This window comes from Streptomyces gilvosporeus (assembly GCF_002082195.1).
GTDB classification, from domain to species: Bacteria; Actinomycetota; Actinomycetes; order Streptomycetales; family Streptomycetaceae; genus Streptomyces; species Streptomyces gilvosporeus.
The window spans coordinates 5,500,046-5,513,704 of the sequence record NZ_CP020569.1; the positions used below are offsets into that span (position 1 = coordinate 5,500,046).

General features: G+C 72.6%; 10 protein-coding genes. 5 read left to right on the forward strand and 5 right to left on the reverse strand.

The features are described 5' to 3' along the window. Positions 1-30: 30 nt before the first annotated feature. The gene (locus B1H19_RS24670; protein WP_418361469.1) at positions 31-1,425 is read right to left on the reverse strand and encodes an MFS transporter; all 1,395 of its coding nucleotides are present in this window, start codon (positions 1,423-1,425) and stop codon (positions 31-33) included. A 349-nt stretch (positions 1,426-1,774) separates the two neighbouring features. Between B1H19_RS24670 and B1H19_RS24675 the strand changes: the two genes are divergently transcribed. Continuing rightward, the gene (locus tag B1H19_RS24675) at positions 1,775-2,677 is read left to right on the forward strand and encodes a DUF3027 domain-containing protein (protein WP_083106956.1); all 903 of its coding nucleotides are present in this window, start codon (positions 1,775-1,777) and stop codon (positions 2,675-2,677) included. A gap of 484 nt (positions 2,678-3,161) precedes the next feature. Then, the gene (locus B1H19_RS24680; protein ID WP_083106957.1) at positions 3,162-6,452 is read left to right on the forward strand and encodes a sacsin N-terminal ATP-binding-like domain-containing protein; all 3,291 of its coding nucleotides are present in this window, start codon (positions 3,162-3,164) and stop codon (positions 6,450-6,452) included. Positions 6,453-6,527: 75 nt separating this feature from the next. Here the strand turns inward: B1H19_RS24680 and B1H19_RS24685 are convergent, their stop codons facing one another. The 3 genes from B1H19_RS24685 to B1H19_RS24695 form a co-directional block, all read right to left on the reverse strand. Further along, a complete protein-coding gene (locus B1H19_RS24685; RefSeq protein WP_159028130.1) occupies positions 6,528-6,707 on the reverse strand; it encodes a hypothetical protein in 180 nt (59 codons plus the stop codon). Between the two features lie 41 nt (positions 6,708-6,748). Further along, positions 6,749-9,154 (reverse strand): HAD-IC family P-type ATPase, encoded by a 2,406-nt coding sequence (locus B1H19_RS24690; protein ID WP_083106959.1) that lies wholly within the window; start codon positions 9,152-9,154, stop codon positions 6,749-6,751. 74 nt (positions 9,155-9,228) lie between these two features. After that, positions 9,229-9,504, reverse strand: a complete 276-nt coding sequence (locus B1H19_RS24695; protein WP_083106960.1) for a DUF2530 domain-containing protein — start codon at positions 9,502-9,504, stop codon at positions 9,229-9,231. A 288-nt stretch (positions 9,505-9,792) separates the two neighbouring features. Here B1H19_RS24695 and B1H19_RS24700 point away from each other — a divergent pair, with 288 nt between their 5' ends. Continuing rightward, on the forward strand, positions 9,793-11,265 hold the full coding sequence (locus tag B1H19_RS24700) for an NCS2 family permease (RefSeq protein ID WP_083106961.1): 1,473 nt from the start codon (positions 9,793-9,795) through the stop codon (positions 11,263-11,265). 61 nt (positions 11,266-11,326) lie between these two features. Here B1H19_RS24700 and B1H19_RS24705 read toward each other — a convergent pair whose 3' ends face one another. Next, positions 11,327-11,515: a ribbon-helix-helix protein, CopG family gene (locus B1H19_RS24705; RefSeq protein WP_083109850.1), complete on the reverse strand. Its 189-nt coding sequence runs from the start codon at positions 11,513-11,515 to the stop codon at positions 11,327-11,329. Positions 11,516-11,685: 170 nt separating this feature from the next. Here B1H19_RS24705 and B1H19_RS24710 point away from each other — a divergent pair, with 170 nt between their 5' ends. Next, positions 11,686-12,117, forward strand: a complete 432-nt coding sequence (locus B1H19_RS24710; RefSeq protein ID WP_030067487.1) for a MarR family winged helix-turn-helix transcriptional regulator — start codon at positions 11,686-11,688, stop codon at positions 12,115-12,117. Between the two features lie 29 nt (positions 12,118-12,146). Beyond that, a complete protein-coding gene (locus B1H19_RS24715) occupies positions 12,147-13,658 on the forward strand; it encodes an MFS transporter (protein WP_083106962.1) in 1,512 nt (503 codons plus the stop codon). Position 13,659: the final 1 nt, after the last annotated feature.

Below are 13,659 nucleotides of genomic sequence, written 5' to 3' on the forward strand. Positions count from 1 at the left end.
CGTCCGCGCCCGTCCACCGGCGGCCCCCGGTCAGGCCACCCGGGCACGCCGGCCGCCGACCTGCCGGGCCGCCTGCAGCAGCCCCCGTACCGCCACGGCCGCCCCCAGCGCCACCAGCCCCGACGCCACCGCCATGCCCAGCACACCGATCAGCGGCAGCGAGATGCCCAGGGCGCCGCCGACCACCCACGACAGCTGCAACGCCGTCTCCGACCGGGCGAACGCCGAGGTCCGTACGGCCTCGGGCACATCGCGCTGGATCGTCGCGTCCAGCGACAGCTTCGCCAGCGCCTGGCACAGCCCGGCACAGGCGGCCGCCGCCGTCACCACGACGGGCGCCATCACCTCGTAGAAGACCGCCGCGAGCACCGTCACCGACAGCGCCAGCCCCAGCACCCCCGCGATGATCGCCTCCGGGTCGCGGGCCTTGAGCCAGGCCCCCACCGCCGTACCCAGCGCATTGCCCGTACCGGCCGCCACCGCCACCAGCCCCAGCGAGGCCGCCGGGCCCAGCCCGCCCAGCGGCTGCTCCCGCAGCAGGAACGCCAGGAAGAACGTCAGAAAGCCGGACAGCGCCCGCAGCGCGGCATTGGCCTGGAGCCCGTGCAGCACCGACGGGCCGACCGTGCGCAGCCCCGGCTTGGGCGGTGTGCCGCCCGAGACCGCCGCCGCATCCCGCGCCGCCAGCCGCGCCCGTCCCTCGCCCTTGGCCGAATCCACCTTGTGCGGCAACGAGAACGACAGGAACGTCCCCGTCGCGAACACCACGAACGCCCCGTACAGCGGCCAGCTCGGCCCGATCAGATGCAGCCCGCCGCCGGCCGGCGCGGCCACACCCGTCGCCAGCAGCCCCGCCAGCGTCACCCGTGAATTGGCCTTGACCAGCGAGATCTGCGGCGGCAGCAGCCGCGGCACCACCGCGCTGCGCACCACCCCGTACGCCTTGGACGCCACCAGCACCCCCAGGGCCTCCGGATACAGCTGGAGCCCCCCGGTCGCCACCGCGCCCGCCATCGTCAGCGCCAGCAGCGCCCGCGCCAGCATCGCGACCGCCATCGCCGCCCGCCGCCCGTGCGGCACCCGGTCCAGCAGCGGCCCGACCACCGGCGCCAGCAGCGCGAACGGCGCCATGGTCACCGCCAGATACAGCGCCACCCGGCCCCGCGCCTGGTCCGTCGGCACCGAGAAGAACACCGTCGAGGCCAGCGCGATCGTGATCATCATGTCGCCCGCGGAGTTCACCGCGTGCAGCTCGATCAGCTTGCTCAGCCCCGACTCGCCCGCGCCGTGCGCATGTGTCATCCGGCGCAGCCCCCGGCCCGCCGAGGTGAACGGCACCCGCAGTGCACGCCCGGCCCCCCGGCCCGTCCGGCGGGCCCGGTTACCTCCGTACCGTGCGGCAGCCACCCGGCCATATTGCCCCAACTCGCCCGGTAGATTGCGCTTTCTCGGGCCTGGCGCGCGAGGCGCACCGGGCCTGTCGGGCCGCCGCTGACTTTTGCTGCTCCCGCGAGGGGTCGTGCACCGTTGAAGGGGTAGCGTGTGTAGCGCGCCACCGGCGGTCGTTTTTGGCCGCGTGCCTCGTCGTTATCCCGCAGAATGGGACGTAAGAGGTGCGCTCGACCGAAACCGATCGGGCGCGGACGTCGACGCGGTCCTCAGGTCCGCTCCGCCCGCCCCCGGCCCCGCCGGTCGTCCGGACAGACAGGACAGCCTTGGCTGGCGCACTCGTGAGACGGCGTGGAAGAGAGAATCGATTCTTGTGAGTGCTGCGATGCGAAGCCGTACCCCTGACCGCCTGTGCGCCGAGGCGGTCGACCTTGCGCGGACGGCGGCGGAGGAGACCGCGCTGCCCGGCGCGGTCGGCGAGCACATCGGAGCGGTCGCCGACGCGGACCGGGTCGTCACCCACCTCTTCGCCTGCAACGAACCCGGCTACCGGGGCTGGCGCTGGGCCGTGACCGTCGCCCGCGCCTCCCGCGCCAAGGTCGTCACCCTCGACGAGTCCGTCCTGCTGCCCGGCCCCGACGCCCTGCTGGCGCCCGAGTGGGTGCCCTGGAGCGAGCGGCTGCGCCCCGGCGACATGGGCCCCGGCGACCTGCTGCCCACCGAGGCCGAGGACCTCCGCCTCGAACCGGGCTACTCCGGCGAGGACGTCCCGCCGCCCAACTCCGTGGTCGCCGAGGGCATGGCCGCCGACGTCGCCGACTCCGAGGAGGCGGACGTCGTCCCCGGCTCACCCGCCGCCCAGCCGGCCCCCGCCCGGGGCGGCATCGCCGACGTCGCCGAGGAACTCGGCATGCGCCGCGCCCGCGTCCTGTCCCGCTACGGCCTGCACGCCGCGGCCGACCGCTGGGAAGAGGCGTACGGCGCCAAGACCCCCATGGCCCAGGCGGCCCCCGCCACCTGCATGACCTGCGGCTTCCTGTCCCCGCTCACCGGCTCCCTGCGGCAGGCCTTCGGCGTGTGCGCCAACGAGTTCTCCCCGGCGGACGGCCGGGTCGTCTCCCTCGCCTACGGCTGCGGGGCCCACTCCGAAGCCGCCGTCATGCCGGCGCCTCCGCGGCCGGCGCCGCCGGTGGTCGACGAGACGGTCGTCGAGCCGTTGTCCTTGCGGCCGGAGGAGGGCGGGTCCGTTTCTGAGACGGCCCCGGCCGAGGAACTCGGGCATAGCTGATTCTCCCCACGTTGTTTTCTGCGGCGCCGTGGGGGTTGCGCTTTGCCCGCCTTCGGCGGGCGGGGGTGGGGTTGGCCGCCGCGGTCGTGTGCACCCGGGTGTGGGTGCGGCGTCAGGCTTCCAGGACTTCGTCCCTACAGCCTGCCGCCTCCCCACCGTCGTCGACCTCCCGGCCAGGAGAGGAAGGTACAGACGGCCGCCGGGTGAAGGCTCAGGGAAACCCACCAGGTAACCCCCACCCCGGGGTGGCCGCCGAACCGGACGGGAGGGGCCGGGCTGGAGCGACGAAGTCGTGGAAGACCGGCCCCGCACCCACCACACACAGCAGGCGACCAACCCCGAAACCCACCCCGATCCCGCCGCCAGGCGGGTACAGAACCACCGCAACAGAAACGGCGCCGCACCCGGCAACGTGGGGAGAAACCCCCGGAGGGGAGGGCGGTAACGTCAGTGACAGGCGGACCACCAAAAGGGAGACGGACACGTGGCTGGTAGGTCGTGGGTGCGAGGCGCAGCCGAAGGCAGCGACCCGTTTGGGACCGCGCGGCTGCGCCGCGGCGTACTGGATGCGTGGGCCGCGTCGCCCGCCCGGTTCCGGGAGGACGCCAACGCGGAGGAGGACCTCGCGCTGGGCGGCTACCGCGACCGCCTCGTGGTCGAGCTGGCGCAGAACGCCGCCGACGCGGCCGCGCGCGCCAAGGTTGCCGGTCGGCTGCGCCTGACCCTGCACCCGGCCGACGACACCGGCTCCGCCGTTCTCGTCGCCTCCAACACCGGTGCCCCCCTGGACGCCACCGGCGTCGAGTCGCTCTCCACGCTGCGCGCCTCCGCGAAGCGGGAGGCGAGCGTGGCGGCCGGCGCGGTGGGCCGGTTCGGGGTCGGGTTCGCCGCGGTGCTGTCCGTCAGCGACGAGCCGGCGCTGGTGGGGCGTACCGGCGGCGTGCGCTGGTCGCTCGCCGAGGCGCGGGCGATGACCGAGGCGGTGGCGGCGCACAGCCCCGGACTGGGCGGCGAGCTGCGCCGCCGCGACGGCCACGTACCGCTGCTGCGGCTGCCGCTGCCCGCGGAGGGCGGCGCGCCCGAGGGCTATGACACCGCCGTCGTGCTGCCGCTGCGCGACGGCGCCGCGCTGGACCTCACGGAGCGGCTGCTGGCCGGGATCGACGCGGCGCTGCTGCTGACGCTGCCGGGCCTGGCCGAGGTGGTCATCGAGACCCCCGCGGGCGTACGGGAGCTGAGGCGCCGTCAGGAGGACGACTACGTCCTGATCGAGGACAGCGAGCGGGGGGCGACCCGGTGGCGGGTGGCCGGCGACGGCGGTGCGCTGGATGCGGCCCTGCTCGCCGACCGGCCCATCGAGGAGCGGCTGCGGCCCCATTGGTCGGTGACCTGGGCGGTGCCGGTGGGCGAGGAGGGCGCGCCGGTACGGCCCGCCACCGCGGCCGTCGTGCATGCGCCGACGCCGACGGACGAGGCCCTGGGCCTGCCCGCGCTGCTGATCGCGACGTTCCCGCTCGACCCGACCCGCCGCCATGTCGCGCCGGGACCGCTGACCGACTTCCTGGTGGGACGCGCGGCCGAAACCTACACCGCGCTGCTGCGCGACTGGCAGCCGGTGTCCGTCGGCACGCTCGACCTGGTGCCCGGCCCCCTGGGCAAGGGCGGCCTGGACGGTGAACTGCGCCGCCGGGTGCTGGAGCTGCTGCCCCGGGTGCGCTTCCTGCCCAGCGCCGCCGCGCCCGCCGAGGCCGGGCCGCAGGCGGAGGCGGCGGCCGAGGCGACGGACCCGTGGGCCGAGGACGAGGGCGCCGTCTCGCCGTATGTGCTGCGCCCGGTGGACGCCGAACTGCTGGAGGGCGCGGGCGCCGCGACCGTCGGCGTGCTGGCCGAGCTGTTCCCCAGCCTGCTGCCGGCCGGTCTGGAGCGCCGCCCGGAGCTGCGGGCGCTCGGCGTGGCCCGGGTGCCGCTGGGGGAGATGGTCGACCGGCTGGCGGGCGTCGAGCGGACGCCCGCATGGTGGTGGCGGCTGTACGACGCGCTGGCCGGCACGGACCCGGACCGGCTGAGCGGGCTGCCGGTGCCGCTCGCCGGGTCGGGCGGGAGCCGGGAGCCGGGTGCCGCGGGCGGCGTACGGACCACGATCGGGCCCCGTCAGGTGCTGCTGCCGCTGCCGGGCGGCGGGTCGTACGAGGACGGCGACACCGAGGACCGGCACCGCACCCTCGCCCGGCTCGGCCTGAAGGTCGCGCACCCGGATGCCGTGCACCCGCTGCTGGAGAAGCTCGGCGCCACCCCCGCCTCGCCGCGGGCGGTGCTCACCACCCCCCAGGTCCGGGCCGCGGTGGAGAATTCGCTGGATGCGGACGAGGACGCCTACGACCTCTTCGCGGACGAGCTGGGCGGCGGCCTGGGCGCCCCACTCGGCGCCGAGGAACTGGCCGAGGCGGTCCTCGGCCTGGTCCGCGACGCCAACCTCGCTCCCGGTGACGAGCCCTGGCTGGCGGCCCTCGCCCTGCCGGACGAGGACGGCGAGCTGGCCCCCGCCGGTGAGCTGGTGTATCCGGGCAGCCCCTTCCAGCGGGTCATCCGGGAAGACGAACTCGCCGCCTGCGAGGCCGAGTTGGCCGCCCGCTGGGGCGAGCAGCCGCTGACCGCGGTGGGTGTGCTGGCCGACTTCGCCCTGGTCCGCGCCGCCGACGTCGTCCTGGACCCCGATGAACTCGAACCGCGCGACGGGGACTTCGCCGAGCCGGACGACCCGGGTCTGCTGGACGCCGTGGACGTCTGGTGCGAGGACATCCTCGACGCGCTGCCCGACACCCCGGTACCGCCCGTGGTCACGGAACTGCTCGCGGTCCGCGATCTCGACCTGGTCGACGACGACTGCTGGCCGCAGGTCCTCGCCATGCTCTCCCAGCCGCCGCTGCGCGATGCCCTCACCACCCCCGTACGGGTCCTGCTGCCCGACGGCACCACCGAGTCCGTACGTCCCTACACCGCCTGGTGGCTGCGCGGCCACCCGGTCCTGGACGGCCGCCGCCCCGCCGGTCTGCGCTCCGCAGGCGGCGACCCCCTCCTCTCCGGGCTGTACGAGTCCGCGGACGCCGGCGAAATCGACGCCCAGGTGCTGCGCGCCCTCGGTGTGCGGACGTCCGTTGCCGCGCTCCTGGACGAGCCGGGCGGCGCGGCCGAACTCCTCACCCGCCTCGCCGACCCGGACGTGACCGTCGGACCGGCCCAACTCCACGCCCTCTACGGCGCGTTGACGGATCTCGACCCCGACGATGTCACCCTGCCCGACGAGCTGCGGGCCGTGGTCGGCGGGGAGATCGAGGTGGTGGACGCCGGTACCGCGCTGGTCGCCGACGCCCCCGACCTGATGCCGCTCGCCACCCGTCACCCCCTCCTCCCGGTCCGCCCCTCGCGCGCCGCCGAGCTGGCCGAACTGCTCCAGGTCCGCCGGCTGAGCGAGGCCGTCACCGCCGAGGTCCGCTCCGAGGGCGTACGCCATGAAGTCCCCGACGAGGTACGGGTACTGCTCGGCCCCGCCACCCCCGATACGTACTTCGAGCACGAGTCCCTCGTCCTGGACGACGGCACCGAGCTCGACTGGCGTCTGACCCCGGACGGCACGCTCCACGCCGCCACCCTGGAGGGCGTCGCAGCGGGCCTCGCCTGGGCCGCGGCCCAGTGGCCCCGCCGCTTCGAGGTCGCCGCGCTGCTGGAGGACCCGGAGCGGGGGGAGGAACTGGCGGAGGCGCGGTGGTTCGACTAGGCGGTCCCTGCCCGGCGGCCGTTGTGCGAGCTGGACGTCGGCCCCCGCGGGGGTGTTGCGGGGGCCGACGTGGAGTCACTTGCTGAGCTTCTTGACCCAGCTGTAGATCAAGGCGACGGCGCCGAGGCCGAGGATTGCCCACATCCACCACTGCATGGGGCCGCTGCTGCCGTGGCTGCTGCCGTAGTGGCTGTAGTGGTGATGGTGGCCGCGGGCCAGGATTTCGTACGTCAGGTTCCCCGTTGAAGATGTCATGGGCATGCACGGTACGGGAGGGGTGCGGGACCGCCAAATTGTCAGGCGGGGAAGCGGCGGGCGACCCAGCGCCAGGTGAACTCCAGTGCCGCGGAGGCGATTGCGGCGATGGCGACGGCGGTCCAGGGCAGGGTGGTGCCGACGAGGCGGAGGTCGAAGAAGCGTTGCAGCCAGGGGGTGGTGAGGACGATCAGGAAGCCGAGGGCCATGGCCAGGACGAGGGCGATACGCCACCAGGTGTAGGGGCGGGCGATGATCGCGAGGACCCAGAGGGCGGTGAGGAAGAGGGTGAGGGTGGCGGCGCTGGTTTCGGCCGGGAGGGAGCCGGGGCCGGTGTAGTAGCTGCGGGCCAGGAGGTAGGTGGTGAAGGCGGCGGCGCCGGTGATGAGGCCGGAGGGGATGGCGTAGCGCATCACGCGGCGGACGAAGTGGGGGCGGGCGCGTTCGGTGTTGGGGGCCAGGGCGAGAAAGAAGGCCGGGATGCCGATGGTGAGGGTGGAGAGAAGCGTGAGGTGGCGGGGGAGGTAGGGGTAGGGGATCTGCCAGCACGAGACCAGGATGGCGAGGAGGACCGAGTAGACGGTTTTGGTGAGGAAGAGGGTGGCGACCCGGGTGATGTTGCCGATGACGCGGCGGCCCTCGGCGACGACCGACGGGAGGGTGGCGAAGCTGTTGTTCAGCAGGACGATCTGGGCGACGGCACGGGTGGCTTCGGAGCCGGCGCCCATGGAGACGCCGATGTCCGCGTCCTTGAGGGCGAGGACGTCGTTGACGCCGTCGCCGGTCATCGCGACGTTGTGGCCGTGGGACTGGAGGGCGGCCACCATGTCGCGTTTCTGCCGGGGGGTGACGCGGCCGAAGACGGTGCCCTCGGCGAGGGCGGCGGCCATCGCGTCGGGGTCGGCGGGGAGCGTGCGGGCGTCGACGGGATCGGCGGCGCCCGGTAGGCCCAGTTCGGCGGCCACCGCGCCGACCGAGACCGCGTTGTCGCCCGAGATGACCTTGGCCTGGACGTCCTGGTCGGCGAAGTAGCGCAGGGTGGCGGAGGCTTCGGGGCGCAGCCGCTGTTCGAGGACGACCAGGGCGGTGGGGCGGACCGCCTCGGTGACTCGGGGGTCGTCCAGGGCGCGGTCGGTGGCGGCCAGCAGCAGGACGCGCAGGCCCTGGGCGTTGAGCGCGTCGGTTTCGGCGAGGGCCTGGTCGCCCGGCGGCAGCAGGACGTCGGGGGCGCCCAGGAGCCAGGTGGTGTGCGTGCCGTCGGGGTCGGTCAGGCGGGCGCCGCTGTACTTGCGGGCGGAGGAGAAGGGGAGGGACGCCGTGCAGTCCCAGGTCCCGTCGGCGGGTGCGGGGTAGGCGTCGATGACGGCCTGGAGGGAGGCGTTGGGGCGCGGGTCGGCAGTGCCCAGGGCGGCCAGGACGCCTTCGGTGCGGGAGCGCTCCGCGCCGTTCTGGGGGCGGAGTTCGCGGACGTCCATCCCGCCTTCGGTGAGCGTGCCGGTCTTGTCGAGGCAGACCACGTCGACCCGGGCCAGGCCCTCGATGGCGGGCAGTTCCTGGACGAGGCACTGCTTGCGGCCCAGGCGGACGACGCCGATGGCGAAGGCCACGGAGGTCAGCAGGACCAGGCCCTCGGGGATCATCGGGACGATGCCGGCGACCATCCGGCGGATGGCTTCGTCACCGGGGAGGCCGAGGGTGAGCAGGTGGCTGAAGACGAGCCCCAGGGCGGTGGGGATCATCATCCAGGTCACGTACTTGAGGATCAGGCTGATACCGCTGCGCAGTTCGGAGTGGACGAGGGTGAAGCGGCTGGCCTCCTCGGCGAGCTGGGCGGCGTAGGCCTCGCGGCCGACCTTGGTGGCGGTGAAGGCGCCGCCGCCCGCGACCACGAAGCTGCCCGACATCATCGGGTCGCCGGGCTTCTTGAGGACGGGGTCGGCCTCACCGGTCAGCAGGGATTCGTCGACCTCCAGGCCGTCGGCCTCCAGGACCTCGCCGTCGACGATGACCTTGTCGCCCGGCCCGAGTTCGAGGACGTCGGACAGCACCACCGCGGAGGTGGGGATCTGGGCCGCCACCCCGTCGCGGCGCACGGTCGGGCGGGCCTCGCCGATCACCGCGAGGTTGTCCAGGGTCCGTTTGGCGCGCAGTTCCTGGACGATGCCGATGCCGGTGTTGGCGACGATGACGAAGCCGAAGAGGCCGTCCTGGATCGGGCCGACGACCAGGATGATCGCGAAGAGGACGCCGATGATGGCGTTGAAGCGGGTGAAGACGTTGGCCCGGACGATGTCGGCCGTCGAGCGCGAGGAGCGTACGGGGACGTCGTTGACCTCGCCCCGGGCCGTCCGCTCGGCGACCTCGGCCGCGGTCAGACCGGGGTGGGCCGCGGGCCGGCCGTTGCCCGGTCCGGGGGCCGTGACATCCGTCCGCGCCCGCTCGGTCATGTCATCGACGGTACGGGGGGTGGGCCCGGTTCACCCGTTGGCGGATGGCCCGGGGGCGGGCTCGGGCCGGTGGTTCAGGCGGGGTCGTCCGCCGTGGCGCGTTCGGCGGCGGCCGCGCGCTTGATGGCCGCATCGCGTTTGCGTACGTACCAGATGCCGACCAGCCCCAGGCCGCCGCCGGCCAGACAGGTCCACACCCACCAGGCGTGACCGCGGTCGGCGAACCAGCCGTAGAAGGGCAGCTGGCCGAGGAAGAGCAGGAACCAGAGGATGGTGCCGCCGGTGATCGTGCCGACGACGGGACCTTCGAGCGGCGCCGGGGCCTCGCGCAGTTCGGACTTCTTCCACATGGGGTTCAGCTTACGGGGAGGGCGCAGGCGGCCCGGGGCGGGCCGGTGCGGCTCCGGCCGGCCGGGCGCCCCAAGGCTCTACGCGCGGAGATAGCGATCAACGGATTGTTTATTCATACTGAACCTTTCCGGATCTGACTGGATCGGATCGTTGCTTCATCCAAGGTGATCGCGCCATGCTGATCCGGTCCCTTCTGTTCCGCTTCTCTTTCCGTGCTTTCCGTCCGTGTTCGTCTCCGGGCCCTTGGGCCCTGCGCCTGCCCAAGGCCCGTACGACTGAGGTCCCGCATGTCCCCCTCGGCCACCACGCCGGTCGACGCCCTCGATAACCCGGCTCCCCAGCCGCCCAGGAACGGCTTCGACCGCTTCTTCAAGATTTCCGAGCGGGGATCGACGGTCAGCCGCGAACTCCGCGGCGGCCTGGCGACCTTCTTCGCGATGGCCTACATCATCGTGCTGAACCCGATCATCCTGGGCTCCGGCGTCGACAAGTACCACCACCATCTCGACAACGGCCAGCTGGTCACCGCCACCGCGCTGATGGCGGGGCTGACCACCGTCCTGATGGGCCTGATGGGCAACGTCCCCATCGCCGTCGCCGCCGGACTGGGCATCAACGCCGTGGTGTCCCTCCAGCTCGCCCCCAAGATGAGCTGGCCGGATGCGATGGGCATGGTCGTGCTCGCCGGTCTGGTGCTGATGATCCTGGTCGCCTCGGGGCTGCGGCAGCGGGTGATGGACGCGATTCCCAACGGGCTGCGGCGGGCCATCGCCATCGGCATCGGCCTGTTCATCTCGCTGGTCGGCCTGGTCGACGCGGGCTTCGTCACCCGCAACCCGGACGCCGCGCACACCACCGTGCCGATGGGCCTGGGGCAGCACGGACAGCTCCAGGGCTGGCCGGTGCTGGTGTTCGTCCTCGGCCTGATGCTGATGTTCGTGCTGACCGTCCGCAAGACCAAGGGCGCGATCCTCATCGGCATGGTGACCATGGCCGTGGTCGCGATCGTCATCAACGCCCTCGTCACGATCCCGGACGCGGCATGGGGCCTGGCCGTCCCGAACATCCCGCACAAGATCGTCGGCGCCCCGGACTTCGGGCTGATCGGCCACATCAGCCTCTTCGGCGGCTTCAAGGAAGTCGGCCCGCTGACCGGCTGCCTGTTCGTCTTCACCGTGCTGCTGTCCGGCTTCTTCGACGCGATGGGCACCATCATCGGCGTCGGTGAGGAGGCCGGGCTGCTGAACAACGAGACGGGCCAGCTGCCGAACATGGGCCGGATCCTGATGGCCGACGGCATCGCGGTCGCCGGCGGCGGTTTCGGCTCCGCCTCGGCCAACACCTGCTTCGTCGAATCCACCGCGGGTGTGGGCGAGGGTGCGCGCACGGGCCTGGCCAACATGATGACCGGCGGGCTGTTCCTGCTCGCGCTGATCTTCACCCCGCTGGCGACGGTCGTCCCGTCCCAGGCCGCCACGCCCGCGCTGCTCGTCGTCGGCTTCCTGATCCTGGCGTCGAACGTCAGGGACATCGACTGGGGCGACTTCACCGTCGGCATCCCGGCGTTCCTGACGATGATCTCGATGCCGTTCACGTACAGCATCACCAACGGCATCGGCATCGGCGTGCTGTCGTACATCCTGCTGCGCACCGCGACCGGGCGGTTCAAGCAGATTCCGTGGCTGCTGAACGTGGTCGGGCTCTGCTTCCTCGTCTACTTCCTGCTGCACCCGATCGAGCAGGCGCTGGGTGTGCAGTGACCGGCCGGGTGAAGTGACCGGCCGGGTGTGACGTGCCCGGCGGCGGCCCGCTCGCGGGGCGCTACAGCGGCGGAGCCTCGTAGAACCGCTCCGTCTCGTCGACCGACGTTTGAAAGCGTTCGTCGAAGTCATCGCGGATGAGCGTCCGGACCACATAGTCCTGGACGCTCATTCCGCGTTTTGCCGCGTGCTGCCGAATGCGCTCCAGCAGCTCCCCGTCCACGCGCAGGCTGAGCACTCGCGATCCCATAGGGACACCGTCCCGGTAGAAGCCGCTCAGGTGGGCCGATTTCGGCTGCGTCCTCACCCATATGGGTGAGCGAAGGGAATCTCTCCGGCGGATCGGGGAAGCGCCGCGCTCCCGCGGAAGCGCCGCGCTCCCGCTTTACTTAGAAAAGGTAATGAGTTATGCTAACGACCATGCCGGAACTGTCCCATGGCGACGATGCCGTGAACGCTCTGCGATCCGCAGTCATGCGTCTGTCCCGCCGCCTCAAACACCAGCGGGTCGACGAATCGCTGAGCCCCACCGAGATGTCGGTGCTCGGCACCCTGGCCCGGTGCGGCCGCGCCACCCCCGGCGAACTGGCCCGTAAGGAGCATGTCCAGCCGCCGTCGATGACGCGCATCGTGGCCATGCTGGAGGCCAAGGGACTGGTCCGGCTCGAACCGCACCCCGACGACCGCCGCCAGAAGGTCGTCACCCAGACCGAACAGGCCGAGGCGATGCTCGAAGAGAGCCGCCGCAAGCGCAATGCCTGGCTCGCCGAGCTGGCCTCCGGGCTGGACGACGACGAATGGGCCAAGGTCCGGGCCGCGGCGCCCGTTCTGGAGAAACTCGCACAGCTGTAAAACCCCAAGGCCAAGGAGGCGAACCCACGTTGAGTACGGGATCCGGAGCACACTCCGCCCCCGCACCGCACTCCGACCACGACACGGCTTCCGACGGCGCACCACCCGTCGCCGGACGCGGCGCCGCGCGGCGCGCGGGCACCTTCAGCTCGCTGCGCATCCGCAACTACCGCCTCTTCGCCACCGGCCAGGTGGTGTCCAACACCGGCACCTGGATGCAGCGAATAGCCCAGGACTGGCTGGTCCTGAGCCTGACCGGCTCCTCCGGTGCCGTCGGCATCACCACCGCGCTGCAATTCCTGCCCATGCTGCTCTTCGGGCTCTACGGCGGGGTGATCGCCGACCGCTTCCCCAAGCGCAAGCTGCTGCTCGTCACCCAGTCCGCGATGGGCCTGACCGGCCTGGCGCTCGCCGTCCTCACGCTCAGCGGCCACGTCCAGGTCTGGCACGTCTACCTGGTGGCCTTCCTCCTCGGCCTGGTCACCGTCGTCGACAACCCCTCCCGCCAGGCGTTCGTCTCCGAGATGGTCGGCCAGGAGGACCTGCGCAACGCCGTCAGCCTCAACTCCGCCAACTTCCAGTCCGCCCGCCTGATCGGCCCCGCCGTCGCCGGTGTGCTGATCACCGCGTTCGGCAGCGGCTGGGCGTTCCTCTTCAACGGCCTGTCCTTCCTGGCGCCGGTCATCGGCCTGCTGATGATGCGCCCCGCCGAACTCCACAAGGTCACCACCGTCCCGCGCAGCAAGGGCCAGCTGCGGGAGGGCCTGCGCTATGTGTCCGGGCGGCCCGAGCTGATCTGGCCCATCGTCCTGGTCGGGTTCATCGGCACCTTCGGCTTCAACTTCCCGATCTGGCTGACCGCCTTCGTCTACCAGGTCTTCCACGCCGGCGCCGGCACATACGCCCTGTTCAACGGGCTGATGGCGGCCGGTTCGCTGATCGGCGCGCTGCTCGCGGCCCGCCGGGCCGGCTCCCGGCTGCGGCTGCTGGTCGGCGCCGCGCTGCTCTTCGGAGTCCTGGAGATCGCCGCCGCGCTCGCCCCGTCCCTGTGGATCTTCGCGGCGCTGCTCGCTCCCATCGGCATCTTCGGCCTGACGATCAACGTCACCGCCAACTCCAGCCTCCAGATGGCCACCGATCCGCTGATGCGCGGCCGGGTGATGAGCCTGTTCATGATGGTCTTCGTGGGCGGTACGCCACTGGGTGCGCCGCTCGTCGGCTGGGTCACCGACAGCTTCGGTGCCCGGATCGGCTTCATCACCGGCGGCGTGGTCTCCGCCGGTGCCGCGGCGGCCATCGGGCTGGTCCTCGCCCGGATCGGAGGTCTGCGCCTGAAGATAGACCTGCGGCGGGGGCGTCAGCATGTGACCTTCGTGGCCCGCGGCGGCCCGGTCGAACCGGCCGCGCCCGCCGCCGACGGCGTTGCCGTACCGCCCGTACCGCCCGCGCGGTCCGCCTCGTCCGCGGATGCCGCCGCGCCCACCGCGGATTCCGCCCCGCCCGCGGATCCCGACCCCCGGCGGCTGGCGGCGGCACCATGAT